Source organism: Candidatus Merdisoma sp. JLR.KK006 (genome assembly GCF_036941035.1).
In the GTDB taxonomy this organism is placed as follows: domain Bacteria; phylum Bacillota; class Clostridia; order Lachnospirales; family Lachnospiraceae; genus Laedolimicola.
Genome location: NZ_JAYMNS010000008.1, coordinates 140,929 through 155,867 on the forward strand (window position 1 = coordinate 140,929; position 14,939 = coordinate 155,867).

A 14,939-nucleotide genomic window follows, 5' to 3' on the forward strand; every position below is an offset into this window, starting at 1 on the left:
CTTACTTAATCCTCCGGCTCCAACAACCCATAGGTATTACCTTTTCTCTTATATACCACATTCACCTGATCCGTCTCCGCATTTACAAATACGTAGAAGCTGTGTCCCAGCATCTCCATCTGAATGCAGGCATCCTCCGGATACATGGGCTTCCGGTCAAACATCTTGGTGCGGATGATCTTTACTTCCTCATCCTCCGCCTCACGCTCAATAAATTCCTGACGGAAGCTTCCGCCTCCCTGCTCTCTCTGCACCAGCTTGTTCTTATACTTCCGAAGCTGACGCTCAATTACCTCTTCTACCAGATCAATGGATACATACATATCATTGCTTACCTGCTCGGAACGGATCACCGTTCCCTTTACAGGAATCGTCACTTCAATCTTTTGTCTCTCTTTCTCAACACTTAAGGTTACATGAACCTCCGTGTCCGGAGTAAAATAGCGCTCTAGCTTTCCTAGCTTGTCCGTAATTGCCGTCCGAAGACCTTCTGTTACTTCGATGTTTTTCCCGCTGATAATATAACGCATATAATCAACTCCTTTACCCTATACTCAGACCTCTGACACCATATCCTTCGCATCAGGAATCTTATTCCAAGTATACCACATTTTGATAAGGGATACAACCACCAAAGAGGTCAAGAGCACTTCCGATGGTCACATCCAGGCGTCCTCTCCCCAGCTCCTTTAATTTCCTCACATCTTCCATACTGCCTGCGCCTCCTGCATAGGTAACAGGAATTCCCTGCCATTCTCCCAAGAGAACTGCAAGCTCTTCCTCAATTCCTGATGCCCGGCCCTCCACATCTACCGCATGAATCAGGAACTCATCACACCAGCCGGAAAGCTCCGTTAGAAGTTCTTTTGTCACCTGCACATCCGTAAACTTCTGCCAGCGATCCGTAACAATATAATATACTTCATCCCTTTTCCGGCAGCTTAAATCCAATACCAGTTTGCCTTTTCCAACCGTATCCGAAATGCGTTTCAGGTTTTCATAATAAACCTGTCCATTTCGAAAGACGTAAGACGTTACGATTACGTGGGAAGCTCCTGCATCCAGATATTCCTGCGCATTCTCCGCCGTAATACCGCCCCCCACCTGAAGACCGCCGGGATAAGCTTTAAGAGCGGCAAGGGCCTGATCCTTTGTTGTCTGATAATAAGCAGAATCCGCACTGTTCAATTGAATGATATGACCGCCTTTCAGTCCATCTTTTTGATACAGCCTGGCATACCAGGCAGCATCCTGCTCCGATACAAAGTTTTCTTGGGCGAAATCATTTTCATCTGCCAGGCTTTTGCCTACAATCTGTTTTACTTTTCCGTTGTGAATGTCAATACATGGGCGAAAGCGCATATTAAACTCCTTTCCTGCACATGTTTTCTGTGCATAGCGGAATCCCAAAACATGTTTCCCGCCGTACAAATTATGGGCATTATACTATATTTCCGCCGAAATCACAAGTAACAGAAAAGCTGTTCCTGCATAGGCTATAAAAAGAACTGCTACGAGGAATTTTTATGTACGAGTATCCCATAAAAGCCATGCAGACAGAAAACACCGACAAAGGCCGTCTGCAGATCAATGTTACATCAGCTCTTGGAGCAACGCCTATTTCGGGGGCAACGGTAGCCATTTACTATACCGGAGAACCAGAAAAAGAATTAGAGGAAGTTACCACCAATGATTCCGGCCAGACAGCAGAACTGGAGCTTTCGGCACCTCCCCTGGAATACAGCGTGGAACCCAGTGAACAACAGCCTTATTCCGAATACACCATCGAAGTAACCGCCCCTGGTTACGAGCCAGTAGAAGTTTCCGGTGCCGAAATTTTACCCAATGTAACTGCCCTGCAGAGTATCCAAATGCGCCCCCGTCAGGAGGGAGAAGATTATGAACGCTTTGTAATTCCGGCCCATACCCTTTTCGGCGATTATCCTCCCAAGATTGCGGAAGCTGAGATTAAGCCGGTAAATGAAACCGGTGAAATTGTCCTAAGCCGGGTAGTCGTGCCGGAATATGTGGTTGTTCATGACGGCGTTCCCACCGACAGTTCAGCTGCCAATTATTGGGTCCGTTATAAGGACTATATCAAAAATGTGGCCTCCAGCGAGATCTATGCAACCTGGAGCGATGCGGCGATTCGTGCTAACGTTCTTGCTATTATGTCCTTTACCCTGAACCGTGTTTATACAGAGTGGTATCGGAACAAAGGATACGACTTCACCATCACTTCGTCTACCGCCTTTGACCACAAATGGATCAATGGCCGGAATATATTTGAAAACATCTCTCAGATCGTGGACGAAATGTTCGGGAATTATCTGTCCAGACCCAACGTAAAACAGCCCATTCTAACCCAGTACTGCGACGGACAGCGTGTCACCTGTCCCAACTGGATGAGCCAGTGGGGAAGCCAATACCTGGGAGAACAGGGTTATTCCGCCATTGAGATCCTTCGAAATTATTATGGCAGCAGTATTTATATCAACACTGCGGAAGAGATCTCCGGCGTTCCCTATTCCTGGCCCGGTTCTGATCTGACAGTTGGCTCCCGGGGGCAGAAGGTCCTGCAGATGCAGGAGCAGCTAAACCGAATCGCACAGGCTTATCCGGCACTGCCAGTCATTGCCGAGGATGGAATCTTTGGCCCTGCCACCGAGAATTCCGTACGTATCTTCCAGTCTATCTTCGGGCTTCCGTCTACCGGCATTGTAGATTATCCTACCTGGTATAAAATCTCAGAAATATTTGTAGGTGTATCCAGGATTGCGGAATTAACTTCCTAAAGCTTGTGTCTTTATACAAAGATCGGGACGAAGCCTTCCACTCGTCCCGATTTTTCTGCCGCAATTCTTTTATTTCCCATGATTATTACATGCTAAACATTCTCTTCATTGTTCCCATTTAAAGCTTCTAATTTTTATGTTTAATGTTCTACTTCATAAACCGATCAATAGCCTCCGTCAGTTCCTCAATGGACTCATGATCCCCGCATTCCACCGCTTCTACCAAACAATGCTCAATATGATCTTTCAAAATCACTTTGGCCGTATTGTTGATGGCCGCTTTCACCGCAGAAAGCTGTACCAGAACCTCGCTGCAGTCCCTGCCCTCCTCCACCATGCGTTTTACGGATTCCATATGGCCGATAGCCCGGGACAGGCGGTTTAAAACCGCCTTTGTATTCTGATGGGTGTGGGTATGCCCATGAACGCAGCCATGCTCATGTTCATGTTCATGCTCATATACGGTTCCATCCTCTGCTATATGGGTATGCTTTTCACTCATTTTTTTCACTCACTTTTCTCTATAATGATGTTATGAAGCAGATCTTTTATCTGCAGCGGCATTTTTGAAACCTGCATTCTGCTTATTGTCAATGGGTACATTGTATCATAAGCAGAAAGGAAAGACAATCCGCCCCATGGGGATATCATTTCACGTTTTCACATCAAAGTCATATTCTCTATCGGTCCTATCCTTAAAATTACACCCGTATGATTAAAACTTTTATTCCCATTGATTATCCGTTCCAACTGTCCTTTCCGGAAATGCGGCGCCGTAATTCCTCTTCTTTCGAATCCGCATTTAAGAATGCTGTAACTTTCAGATACTCTTCCTTAAGCTCTTCTCTCATTGCTTTCCCTGTATGCGGATGCTCCAGAATCCCTGTCAGCAAAATAACCAGCTCCTGCCCCTCTCCAAAGGTTTTGCGGACAAACTCGATCCCGTTTTCCAGCCCCGCTTTCAGATCTTTTTGCTGCTCCTCTTTCTTTTCCTCTTCTATATCCACCCTGCTTTGAAATGCCTGCAGTCCCTCCGTATGTCTGGCCTGCTCCATACAGCTTTGTATTGCTTCAGCCAGCTTTTTCTCCCTCTCTTCTTCTTCCGGCGCCAAAAGACCCCAGTCCTTTTGTACCAGCATTCCCTTTTTTCTGCGCTCCAGGCCATCCATACAGGCTTTCTCCAGGTCCTCTCCCTTTATAGGGCCTTTCTGCTTCAATCCATCCGTAAAATATTGCAGGCTTTTTGCCAGCTTCTCCTGTTCTTGAAAGCGCTCTGCCATACCATATATTCTCTGCAGCAAAAGCCAGACAATACACAGGCGCTCATCAAAGGGAAGCTTTGGAAGCTTTTCCGGATTTTCCGATTCTTTTGAATATTTTCCTTGAAGAATGCGCTCCGGATGTATCTGCCCATTCCATTTTTCATAAAGCCGATAATAAAAGGCAAAGGCACGGGCTGTCTCTTTCTCCTGCAGATATTGTCCAAACAAAATATCATCCACTTCAAGCTTTAGACTTTCCAGAGTCAGCAGCATTTCAGACAAATCCTCCCATCCTCTTCCTGTCACAAAGCCCCTTTGTCCCGCTTCCATTACATAAAAGCATTCCGGGCGCAGCTCAAGAAAAGAAAGTACCGCCGGATGAAGTCCCCGAACCAGGGCGTACTTCTTCCATACCTCCAGATCTGGGTCTACTTCCATATACTTTACCCGATCCAGAGTCACCGTATCAAATTCCCGCACGGAACGATTGTAAGAAGCCGGATTTCCCGCTGCCACAATAACCCATCCATCAGGCAAATGGTGGCTGCCAAAGGTCTTATACTGCAAAAATTGCAGCATGGCAGGCATCAGGGTCTCGGATACGCAATTGATCTCATCCAGAAACAAAATCCCCTCCCGGCATCCCTTTTGCTCTATCTGTTCATAAACCGAGGCAATAATCTCACTCATAGTATAGGCTGTTACCGTATATTCCTTTCCTTGAAACTCCCGCTGCCGGAGCACCGGAAGGCCGATAGCGCTCTGCCGGGTATGATGGGTCATCGTATAAGATACAAGTCCAAGAGAACACTCTCTGGCAATCTGCTCCATAATGGCTGTTTTGCCAATGCCTGGCGGCCCAATCAGCAATACGGGACGCTGGCGCTTTACCGGAATGTGAAAGGTTCCTGTCTCTGTTCTGGACGTATAAGCCCAAACTGTCTTCTTTATTTCTTCTTTTGCTTCCTGAATATTCATAAGTTTCATTCTCCTTTGGACTTCCGGTACACAATTACACAAGTCATCATAATCATGCGCCAATTCTTCACACAGCTTTTAGTATCAGACGGTGAATCCACTCCGGCATGTCAATCGCATCATACCTGCCCTCCGGCATGACAAAATAAACCTCATAATCCGGTTCTTTCTTGGGATACAGGCCGGTTCCATCCGTAAAATACAGCATTCCCTTAAGTTCTCGAAGCTCTCCCTCCCTCCGAAGCCTTTCAATATGCTCAAAGGCCGGACAGAAATCCGTTCCGCCTCCTCCCTGAATCTCCAGATGCTCCAGATATTCCTCAAATTGCTCTCTGTTTTCAATCCGATCATCCCTCTGAATCTGATTGTCACACTGGATCAAATAAAGGCAGAACTGACGGAAGAAAAGCTGATCCTGCTCCAGAATCCCTTTGGTCTCTTCCAGAAAAATACGCACCAAATCCTGTTCACAAGAGCCTGACGTATCAATTACGATGACCAAATCACTTATCTTTCGCTCTTCCCGATACTCCAGGGGTTCGATCAGCGGCATATTTCCATAGTTCTCCAAACCATACAGATACCAGGAATATTGAAATTCCTCCTGATTTATGCCGCTCTCTTCCCGAAAAGCTGAAAAGCCCTGAAGCACCGTCCGGTAATCCCCTCTGTGTCCGGAGCTTGAAATAAGCCGCCGGCTAACCCGTTTCTGTTTCGACATTCCTGCTTTTGGCTTTTTCTTCTTGATTTCCTGTTTCAAAATCTCACTCTGCCGCATCCACCAATCTAAAAGTTCCTGGGAAGACTTCTCTGACATGCTGTCTCTTCCATTCGCACTTTCTCCCTGATCTCCAAAGGCCAGCTTCAAGCGATCCTGCTCTGTCTTTCGCATCCAATTTTCGTGACTGTCCACATGCAGGATTTCCGTTTGTCTCTTCTTACATTCCTCCATATCTGCTGCCTTTAGAAAAGGAAGAAACGCTCCCCAGATCTGCTCTGCCAGCTTCCAGGCTTCCAGATCCAGTTCCGTATCTGTCTCTCCACCTGACTTTTCGTCTCTTACTTTACGTTCCCTGACAAACAAATGTCCCAAAAGGCAGTGACACAGCATATGTAAAATATCCAGGCACAGTCTGTCACTTCCCTCCAAAAACCGCTGTCGAAGCCGAGCCGCATCCAGATACAATCTCTTTCCATCCGTCTCAAACATGCCATCTTTATAAGAAACACGAATCTCAACCGCCCCCAGGACAGCCGCCAGCCCATGCCGATGCTGATACAGCCGCATTCGTATCAGGTCAATAATTTCATATTCCGTTTGAAACGTTTCCTCTTTTAATTCTTCCATTACTTCCCCATTTATCTTCCCAATGTCTGAAACTGCCATAGGACCATCTCAATAGAATTCCCAAAAGCTTCCTCTCATAAAATCTCTTTTTTTAAAACATCAAAACAAAAAGCTGCCGCAACGATATGGAAAGTCCACCTTCCTACCTTGCAGCAGCTCAACAGCATTTTATAATTCGCAGTTATTTACCGTCCTGGGGAACGGAACCACATCCCGAATATTTGCCATGCCCGTAAGATACATGACGCACCTCTCAAATCCAAGGCCAAATCCGGAATGACGCACAGAACCATATTTCCGCAGATCCAGATAGAATCCATAGTCCTCTTCCTTAAGCCCCAGCTCCTGCATCCTATTAAGCAGCTTCTCATAATTATCCTCTCTCTGGCTTCCGCCAATGATCTCTCCGATTCCGGGAACCAGGCAGTCCATAGCCGCCACCGTCTTGCCGTCCTCATTGAGCTTCATGTAGAAAGCCTTGATCTCCTTCGGATAATCCGTCACAAAGAGGGGACGCTTAAAGACCTCCTCCGTCAAATAACGCTCATGCTCCGTCTGCAAATCGCAGCCCCAGCTTACCTTATAGTCAAACTTATCGTTATTCTTCTCCAGAATCTCAATAGCCTCCGTGTAAGTCACATGGCCAAACTCCGAATTCAGCACACCTTTCAGCCGATCCAGCAAGCCCTTATCCACAAACTGATTAAAGAAATTCATTTCCTCCGGGGCTTCCTCCAGCACATACTGAATCACATACTTCAGCATAGCCTCCGCAATCTCCATATTGTCATTCAGATCCGCAAAAGCCATCTCCGGCTCAATCATCCAGAACTCCGCCGCATGCCGGGTGGTATTGGAATTCTCTGCCCGGAACGTCGGTCCAAAGGTATAAACATTCCGGAAAGCACAGGCAAAAGTCTCACAGTTCAACTGACCGCTAACCGTCAAATTCGTCTCCTTACCAAAGAAATCATGACTGTAATCCACATCCCCGTCCTCCGTCAAAGGCGGATTCTTTGGATCAAGCGTAGACACCCGGAACATCTCCCCTGCACCCTCGCAGTCGCTTCCTGTAATGAGCGGCGTATGCACATACACAAAGCCCTGCTCCTGGAAAAACCGATGAATGGCATAAGCAATCAAAGATCTCACCCGAAACACAGCCTGAAAGGTATTCGTCCTGGGCCGCAGATGTGAAATCGTGCGCAGAAACTCAAAAGAATGGCGTTTCTTCTGCAGGGGATAATCCGGCGCAGAATCTCCCTCCACGACCACCGTATCCGCCTGAATCTCAAACGGCTGCTTTGCCTCCGGTGTGGCAACTAAAGTTCCTTTTACAATCACCGCCGTTCCCACATTCAGCTTAGAGATCTCCCCGAAATTCTCCATGGTATCATGATACACTGCCTGCAGCGTATTAAAATAAGTCCCGTCATTAATCACCAAAAAGCCAAACGCCTTAGAGCTCCGGTTACTCCTCACCCAGCCCACAGCTTCAACAGTCTGATCCAGGTATTTCTCACTGTCCTTATACAGCTCTTTTACCGTAATAAAATTCATATCCTTTTCCCCTCTGTATCATATTTTTATCATGCACTGCCATAAAACCACTTGCATTTTTTGCCATTTACGATAGTATAACTCATTTTTTTACCACCTGCAACCTGGCATTTATGTAATTTTCTAAAATAAAAAGAACTACCTTATACCTCACTGGCATACCTTGAGCTCCCAATACCAGGGTCAGCCGCAAAATAAGCTGTCAGGTTTTTCCAATATCGAGTGTCCGGCTGTTCACGAACGGTCCGTATGATATGAACGTACATTGTCCAAGAAACTTGCCGTAATAAATTCCTTATCCGGACAATGTTCGTTCAGAGCAGACGGAGTGTACGTGAACCGTCCGAACATTGATATGCAAAAATCTGACGGCTTATTTTGCGGCTGACTCGTCCACTCTAAAAAACATCTAGCGGAAAGCCCACGCCTCCCGCCAGAACAATCCATTTTATTTACTACTGATTTGTTGTAGTACCATTCGTTCCATTTGTGGTAGTATCGCCAGCGCCGGTAACATCATCCACCATGTCCTCAGCGCCGTTCACAACATCATCCACACCATCCACAATGTCTTCTCCCAGATCGTCAACAGCTCCGTTACCATCCGTACCATTATTCATTGTACCGTCATTTGTCGTACCATTGGTAGTGCCATTGGTTCCATCTGTAGTCGTTCCGCCACCGGTTCCATTCGTTGTACCATTATTTGTGGTTCCGTTATTTGTGGTATTGCTGCCTGGTGTATCCGCAGCATTGTTGTCGGAATTTCCACATGCGGCAACTGCCATAATTAATACCAGAAGCAGCGCCCCGACTGTGAACTTTCTGAACATTTTCATAATAAAAGTCTCCTTTCTTGCTCTTTGCTACCATTATGAGCCATTTCGATGACTTTTATTCAGGGATAACAGAAAATGTTTTGGCAAAAACAAATCGAAGTCAATATCTCTATTTAATTCCGTTTTTTCCAATTTCTTCTTTAAATAATAATTCCCGGATTTTCCCGATACCAAAATCTGTACTCGGTCCAATTTCCCCGTGGTCCATATATTTTCCTAAGACAATTCAAAAGCACCTGTATAAAGCTGATAATATTTTCCTCTCTCCGCAATGAGATCATCATGATTACCCCGCTCAATGATCCGCCCCTGCTCCAGCACCATAATAACATCGGAATTCTGCACGGTGGAAAGCCTGTGAGCAATGACAAATACCGTCCTGCCCGTCATCAGACTGTCCATACCTCTTTGTACAATCGTCTCCGTTCTTGTATCAATACTGGAGGTCGCTTCATCCAAGATCAATACCGGCGGATCCGCAATGGCGGCCCTGGCAATGGTCAGAAGCTGACGCTGTCCCTGCGAGAGATTGGAGCCGTCACCGGAAAGCATGGTGTTGTAGCCCTGGGGCAGATGACGTATAAAGGTATCCGCTCCGGCCAACATAGCCGCACCCTTTACCTCAACGTCCGTAGCATCCAGCTTTCCATATCGAATATTATCCGCTACGGTTCCTGTAAACAGGTGACTGTCCTGAAGCACCATTCCCAGCGAGCGGCGCAGATCGGACTTCTTTATTTTATTAATATTGATTCCATCATAGCGGATTTTACCGTCCTGAATATCATAAAATCGATTGATCAGGTTCGTAATGGTTGTTTTTCCCGCTCCTGTAGCTCCTACAAAAGCCACCTTCTGTCCGGGCTTTGCAAACAGCTTAATATCATGAAGGACTATCTTCTCCTCCGTATAGCCAAAATCTACCCCGTCCATAACCACATCGCCCTTTACCTCCGTATAAGTCAGGGTTCCGTCATGGTGAGGATGCTTCCAGGCCCATATACCCGTGCGCTCGGGAACCTCAACAAGTTCCCCGTTCTCATAGCGGGCATTTACCAGCGTAACATATCCGTTATCCTGTTCGGAGGGCTCATCCATCAGTTCAAAGATACGTTCCGCACCGGCCAAAGCCATAATAATAGAATTAAACTGCTGGGCCACCTGGGTAATGGGATGTGTAAAGCTTCGGTTAAGCTGCAGAAAAGATGCCAGACCTCCCAGCGTCAGACCTCCCACGCCGCCGATTGCCAGAAGCGCTCCTACCATTGTGGTAAGCACATAGCTGATATTTCCGATATTAGCCATAATGGGCATCAAAATGCTGGCATAGATATTGGCATTGCTGGCACTGTCAAAGAGCTGATCATTTAATTCCTTAAATTTCTTTTTGGCCTCTTCCTCATGGCAGAAAACCTTTACTACTTTCTGCCCCTCCATCATTTCCTCTATATAGCCGTTCAGGGCTCCCAGATCCTTTTGCTGCGCCATGAAATAAGTGCCGGACTTTCCGCCGATCCGCTTAATTACCTGTGTCATAATGACAATCATAAGCACCACCAAAAGCGTCAGATGAGGACTTAACGTCAGCATAGACACGAAAACGCTTACAATGGTAATCGTGGAGGACAATAGCTGAGGAATACTCTGGCTAATCAACTGGCGGAGAGTATCCGTGTCATTGGTATAGATACTCATAATATCCCCATGAGAATGGGTATCAAAATAAGGAATAGACAAAGTCTCCATATGCTCAAACAGCTGATCCCGGATCTTTGTCAGGCTTCCCTGAGCCACGGTTATCATCAAACGGTTATAGAGATAGGTGGATGCCGCTCCTGTCAGATAGATCAGCGCCATCATACCGAGAGCCTTTAAAAGAGGCGTAAAATCCGGTGTGTCCGCTCCAATCATGGGCGTGATATAACTGTCTATAAGAGTCTGCAAAAACAGATTTCCACGAACATTGGCCAGCACACCCACTACAATCCCGATAACTACAAAGATACAATGAACGGGATATGCCTTTACCACCAAATCAAACAAACGCTTTAAAGTGCGCCCTGGATTCTTGGCCTTAGGGCCTTTTCTCATTCCTCTTCCACGCCCCATAGGGCCTCTTGGCTTATTATTGCTGCTCATCCATGTCGCCCCCTTTCTGCTGAGATTCGTATACCTCACGGTAAATGGCATTGTTCGCCAACAGCTCTTCATGTGTTCCGATTCCGTCAATCTGCCCGTCATTCAATACAATAATCTTATCCGCATCCTGCACGGAGGATACTCTTTGCGCAATGATAAGCTTGGTGGTATCCGGAATCTCTTCCCGAAATGCCTTTCGAATCATAGCGTCCGTATGCGTGTCCACCGCACTGGTGGAATCGTCCAGAATCAATATCTTTGGCTTTTTCAGGAGGGCTCTGGCAATACAGAGTCGCTGTTTCTGTCCCCCGGACACATTAGTTCCGCCCTGCTCTATATAAGTATCATACTGCTTCGGAAACTTCTCAATAAATTCGTGGGCGCAGGCCAGCCGACAGACATGTTCCAGTTCCTCATCCGAAGCATTTTTATCGCCCCAGCGCAGATTCTCCTTAATGGTTCCGGAAAACAGTACATTTTTCTGAAGTACCATGGATACCTCATTGCGCAGTGCTTCCAAATCATACTCCCGCACATCCACGCCGCCCACTTTCACCGATCCGCTTGTCACATCATAAAGTCTGGGAATGAGCTGCACCAACGTAGACTTGGCGCTTCCGGTACCTCCTAAGATTCCGATGGTTTCACCGGACTGAATCTTAAGATTCACATGGGACAGATGCAGGTTCTCTTTATCTCCATGATAGCTGAAGCACACATCTTCAAAGGCAATGGAGCCATCCTTTACCTCTTTTTCCGCCGTAAATTTGGATTTGCTTGTCAAATCACTCTTTTCCTCCAACACACCGCAAATACGCTCGGCAGAGGATTTTGCCATGGATATCATAACCGTAACCATAGCGATCATCATCAGACTCATCAAAATGTTCATGGTGTAGCTGAACATACTCATGAGATTTCCGGTGGTCATGCCGCCCACCACAATGGTCTTAGCCCCCAGCCAGGAAAGCAGAATAATACAGGTATACACCGTAAACTGCATAATGGGCATCATACTTACCATCACTTTCTCCGCACGGACGGCGCAGAGATACAGAGCATAGGAAGCCTTTTTAAACTTTTCTGTCTCATGCTCCTCACGGACATATGCCTTTACTACCCGAATGCCTGTAAGATTTTCCTGAACACTGGCATTAAGACCATCGTATTTCTCAAACATCTCCCGGAAATAAGGACCTACCTTTCCCATCAAAAAGAAAATCACACAGCCTAAAAATACCAGCGCTCCCAGGAATACCAACGCCAGACGGGCATTGATGAGAAAGGACATGGTCATAGCCGTAATCAGCGTAATGGGCGCTCTTGTGAACATACGCATAATCATTTGAAATGCATTCTGCACATTGGTTACGTCTGTAGTCAGCCTTGTAACAAGGCCGGCCGTGGAAAAACGGTCAATATTGGAAAAAGAAAATTCCTGTATCCGCCCGTACATGGCCTCTCTCAAATTCTTTGCAAAGCCGGTAGAGGCAATGGATGCCTGCTTTGCCGCCATCGCTCCGCAAAAAAGGGACGCAAAGGATGCCGCCAGCATAATCAGTCCTACCTTTACCACATAACTCATATTTCCTGCTCCAAGGCCGTCGTCAATGATGGCTGCCATCAAAAGGGGAATTATCATTTCCAAAATAACTTCCCCCACAATGAAAACAGGAGCAGAGATTGCAATCTTTTTATATTCGCCAATGTATGTTTTTAATGTCTTTAGCATACAATCCTCCTTTTTTAAGTTGCTACGCAGCTTTACCGTCCAGCAGAGAATATTTCTTTTAAACACTTAACATTTCTTGGCCGGACTTTTAAAGTTCCATAACAGATACTGCTGTCTATTGCAGTTCCGCAGTATTTTCCCATACATCCGGATTTACCCGAAATCGGTTTTCAAATCACAATTCCGTTATGCTGTTCAGGATCCGTTCCAGCAGATCGGAAAGCAGCTTTCGTTCCTCCTCTGTCATGCAGCTATAGATGCGATCATCCATCTGCCACATTTCCTCATATATTTCCTGCATCATACAACGGCTTTTTTCTGTCAGTTCAATTACCCGGAACCGCTTGTCACTTTCACTTGTCTTTCGTACAATAAAATCCTTTTCCTCCAGACGATTTAGGATTCCCGTCACCGTTGGATTCTTCAGGCGAAACCATTTTTCAATCTCACGCTGATGAATCTTCTCCTCTTCATGAAACCTCAGATAAAATATGACTTCCATCTGGGAAGAGGTCAGGTTGTACTTGAGCAGATGACGATTTCTTCTTTCCTCAAAGGCATTGTGAATCATCTTCAGCTGCTTATTGATTACTATCATTTCCCGCTGCACCTTGCCTGCCACCTCCTTGCTGGGAAATCACTATAAAATATCCGGCTTGTTTGCTGCAAATTCCACTCTCAAAGTGCATGGATCACATTACGAGTGTTGTGGAGCTAAGCCGTATATTTTATATATGTGTGTAGGAACGCAAAAATATATAGCGTGATATATATTGGATATATATCACGCTATATATTAATACTCCTATGCCGGAATGTCAATAAAAGAAATATGAAAATTTTGTGAAATTCATCTGATTCTGCTCTATGCGATACATTTAAAATAGAATGCTGGGCTGCTATTAAAAGTATGTTTGCTTTTTCTTTTTTATTCTATTTCCTGTCCAATCACAATTCCTTTGGCATTCGTTCCATGTCCGATTTTCTCAGTCTTCGCAATAGGCAGCTCTCTTCCGGCGTATCGCTTAACCAGTTCAGTCATGGATGGGGCAGCATCTTCCTCTTCCATCTTTGTAAAGGTTCCCATCAGGATTCCGTTTATCTGTTCAAATACGCCTATCTGCTTTAACTGATTTAAATATGCTGTCATCTGGGGAACCAGACCTCCAAGACTTTCCAGCAGCAATATTTTTCCATTCATGTCCGGCCAGTATGCCGTACCGGCAAGCTTCAGAAGACAGCGAATATTTCCCCCCACTACGATGCCCTGCATGGACTCTTTTTGTATCATCTCATATTGGAATGAAAATAAGTCCCCTGTCCCCCGAAAAAAAGTGGCTGAGAAATCTGCAATTTGCTCTGGGGCATCTTTTGAGATAAGGTTCCTCACCTGATAGAGCACGGACTTTTTGCCCGTCTTGGAAAATATTGCGTTGATTATGGTTGTCAAATCGCTGTATCCCCAGAATACCGCATCACTTTCAGCTATCTGCTCATAGTCCAGATAGGGTAAAATCTCATTGGCAATATCTCCCCCTGAGATATCAAAAATCGCTTGGATTTCCTTGTCTCGATAAAAGTTCATCAGAACCTCGGCCCGTTCCTTTCCTGTGCCGCTAAAGACGGATTCCTTTTCATAGATGCAGTCTCCAAATACTGGTGTTAAGCCGAGTTCTGACAGAGTGCTGTATAGTTTTTCCAGTTTTTCATGATTTTTCTGCGGCTGACCATTGGAGCAGCCTACGATTGCAATTTTACTTCCTTTTTTCATTGTGGATACTCCCCTCTAAAACGTTGTTTCTATCTGTTTCCGGAATTCCTCTTAGTTCCCCTTTATAGAAATAGACAAAGCATACTCCATCATCATATTCTATTTCCGGAACCTCCACATATTGATTTTGATTCGTATATATCATGCCGCCTTGCCCCAAAATATCATAATTTGTGATTGTCAATACATAGAGATTTGGAAGCTTGGAAGAATCATTCTCCTTGCTATTCATATATTTATTATATATTTTAGTCTGATAGAAATGATTATGTCTAGGAAAACTTGCATCTTTTCCGAAATTCGAAATTTTCCTAAATGCAGCTCTAAGTCATTTATATTTAAAATTTATTCCTTGTCTCCTGCATCCTCTCCCAGTTCTTGCATTCTCACATCCATATGAATTCCCAAAAGCTTTGGCGTAAACGCCGGAATCACTTTTTGTGGCTTAACTTTATACCCCATCATTGCTTTGTATATTTAATAAAATGGAAATATTTATTTAGCGCAAAATCTAT

13 protein-coding genes are annotated in these 14,939 nt (G+C 45.4%); 1 reads left to right on the plus strand and 12 read right to left on the minus strand.

The features are described 5' to 3' along the window. Positions 1-5 precede the first annotated feature (5 nt). Both hpf and hisA read right to left on the minus strand, forming a co-directional pair. Positions 6-530 (minus strand): ribosome hibernation-promoting factor, HPF/YfiA family, encoded by a 525-nt coding sequence (hpf, locus tag VSQ61_RS09085; RefSeq protein ID WP_334344121.1) that lies wholly within the window; start codon positions 528-530, stop codon positions 6-8. 61 nt (positions 531-591) lie between these two features. Then, a complete protein-coding gene (hisA, locus tag VSQ61_RS09090; RefSeq protein ID WP_334344122.1) occupies positions 592-1,362 on the minus strand; it encodes a phosphoribosylformimino-5-aminoimidazole carboxamide ribotide isomerase in 771 nt (256 codons plus the stop codon). A gap of 164 nt (positions 1,363-1,526) precedes the next feature. On the opposite strand from hisA, the gene VSQ61_RS09095 reads away from it, so the two are divergent. Next, entirely contained in the window at positions 1,527-2,795 is a 1,269-nt protein-coding gene (locus VSQ61_RS09095; RefSeq protein WP_334344123.1) for a peptidoglycan-binding protein, read from the plus strand. 148 nt (positions 2,796-2,943) lie between these two features. On the opposite strand, the gene VSQ61_RS09100 is transcribed toward VSQ61_RS09095, so the two are convergent. The 10 genes from VSQ61_RS09100 to VSQ61_RS09145 all read right to left on the minus strand — a co-directional run bounded on the left by VSQ61_RS09100 (position 2,944) and on the right by VSQ61_RS09145 (position 14,656). Then, positions 2,944-3,297 carry a metal-sensing transcriptional repressor gene (locus VSQ61_RS09100; protein ID WP_334344124.1) on the minus strand — a complete coding sequence of 118 codons (354 nt, stop codon included), beginning with the start codon at positions 3,295-3,297 and terminating at the stop codon, positions 2,944-2,946. 235 nt (positions 3,298-3,532) lie between these two features. Next, complete coding sequence (locus VSQ61_RS09105) at positions 3,533-5,035, minus strand: ATP-binding protein (RefSeq protein ID WP_334344125.1); 1,503 nt, start codon at positions 5,033-5,035, stop codon at positions 3,533-3,535. A 67-nt stretch (positions 5,036-5,102) separates the two neighbouring features. Next, entirely contained in the window at positions 5,103-6,422 is a 1,320-nt protein-coding gene (locus tag VSQ61_RS09110) for a VWA-like domain-containing protein (protein ID WP_334344126.1), read from the minus strand. Positions 6,423-6,551: 129 nt separating this feature from the next. Beyond that, a complete protein-coding gene (asnS, locus tag VSQ61_RS09115; protein ID WP_334344127.1) occupies positions 6,552-7,943 on the minus strand; it encodes an asparagine--tRNA ligase in 1,392 nt (463 codons plus the stop codon). Positions 7,944-8,398: 455 nt separating this feature from the next. Beyond that, positions 8,399-8,782 carry a hypothetical protein gene (locus VSQ61_RS09120; protein ID WP_334344128.1) on the minus strand — a complete coding sequence of 128 codons (384 nt, stop codon included), beginning with the start codon at positions 8,780-8,782 and terminating at the stop codon, positions 8,399-8,401. 216 nt (positions 8,783-8,998) lie between these two features. Continuing rightward, the gene (locus VSQ61_RS09125; RefSeq protein WP_334344129.1) at positions 8,999-10,921 is read right to left on the minus strand and encodes an ABC transporter ATP-binding protein; all 1,923 of its coding nucleotides are present in this window, start codon (positions 10,919-10,921) and stop codon (positions 8,999-9,001) included. Then, positions 10,908-12,653, minus strand: coding sequence for an ABC transporter ATP-binding protein (locus VSQ61_RS09130; RefSeq protein WP_334344131.1), 1,746 nt, complete (start codon positions 12,651-12,653; stop codon positions 10,908-10,910). Before VSQ61_RS09130 ends, VSQ61_RS09125 begins: the two co-directional genes overlap by 14 nt. Positions 12,654-12,828: 175 nt before the next feature. After that, entirely contained in the window at positions 12,829-13,263 is a 435-nt protein-coding gene (locus VSQ61_RS09135; protein ID WP_334344132.1) for a MarR family winged helix-turn-helix transcriptional regulator, read from the minus strand. A gap of 318 nt (positions 13,264-13,581) precedes the next feature. Beyond that, entirely contained in the window at positions 13,582-14,424 is an 843-nt protein-coding gene (locus tag VSQ61_RS09140) for a S66 family peptidase (protein ID WP_334344133.1), read from the minus strand. Further along, a complete protein-coding gene (locus VSQ61_RS09145; protein WP_334344134.1) occupies positions 14,408-14,656 on the minus strand; it encodes a hypothetical protein in 249 nt (82 codons plus the stop codon). The genes VSQ61_RS09140 and VSQ61_RS09145 overlap by 17 nt, the downstream gene beginning before the upstream one ends. Positions 14,657-14,939: the final 283 nt, after the last annotated feature.

Coding starts and splice junctions, on each gene's coding strand:
- VSQ61_RS09100 (WP_334344124.1), bottom strand. CDS start 3,297: ATGAGTGAAAAGCATACCCATATAGCAGAGGATGGAACCGTATATGAG.
- VSQ61_RS09125 (WP_334344129.1), bottom strand. CDS start 10,921: ATGAGCAGCAATAATAAGCCAAGAGGCCCTATGGGGCGTGGAAGAGGA.
- VSQ61_RS09120 (WP_334344128.1), bottom strand. CDS start 8,782: ATGAAAATGTTCAGAAAGTTCACAGTCGGGGCGCTGCTTCTGGTATTA.
- VSQ61_RS09110 (WP_334344126.1), bottom strand. CDS start 6,422: ATGGCAGTTTCAGACATTGGGAAGATAAATGGGGAAGTAATGGAAGAA.
- VSQ61_RS09095 (WP_334344123.1), top strand. CDS start 1,527: ATGTACGAGTATCCCATAAAAGCCATGCAGACAGAAAACACCGACAAA.
- hisA (WP_334344122.1), bottom strand. CDS start 1,362: ATGCGCTTTCGCCCATGTATTGACATTCACAACGGAAAAGTAAAACAG.
- VSQ61_RS09140 (WP_334344133.1), bottom strand. CDS start 14,424: ATGAAAAAAGGAAGTAAAATTGCAATCGTAGGCTGCTCCAATGGTCAG.
- asnS (WP_334344127.1), bottom strand. CDS start 7,943: ATGAATTTTATTACGGTAAAAGAGCTGTATAAGGACAGTGAGAAATAC.
- VSQ61_RS09145 (WP_334344134.1), bottom strand. CDS start 14,656: ATGAATAGCAAGGAGAATGATTCTTCCAAGCTTCCAAATCTCTATGTA.
- VSQ61_RS09130 (WP_334344131.1), bottom strand. CDS start 12,653: ATGCTAAAGACATTAAAAACATACATTGGCGAATATAAAAAGATTGCA.
- hpf (WP_334344121.1), bottom strand. CDS start 530: ATGCGTTATATTATCAGCGGGAAAAACATCGAAGTAACAGAAGGTCTT.
- VSQ61_RS09105 (WP_334344125.1), bottom strand. CDS start 5,035: ATGAATATTCAGGAAGCAAAAGAAGAAATAAAGAAGACAGTTTGGGCT.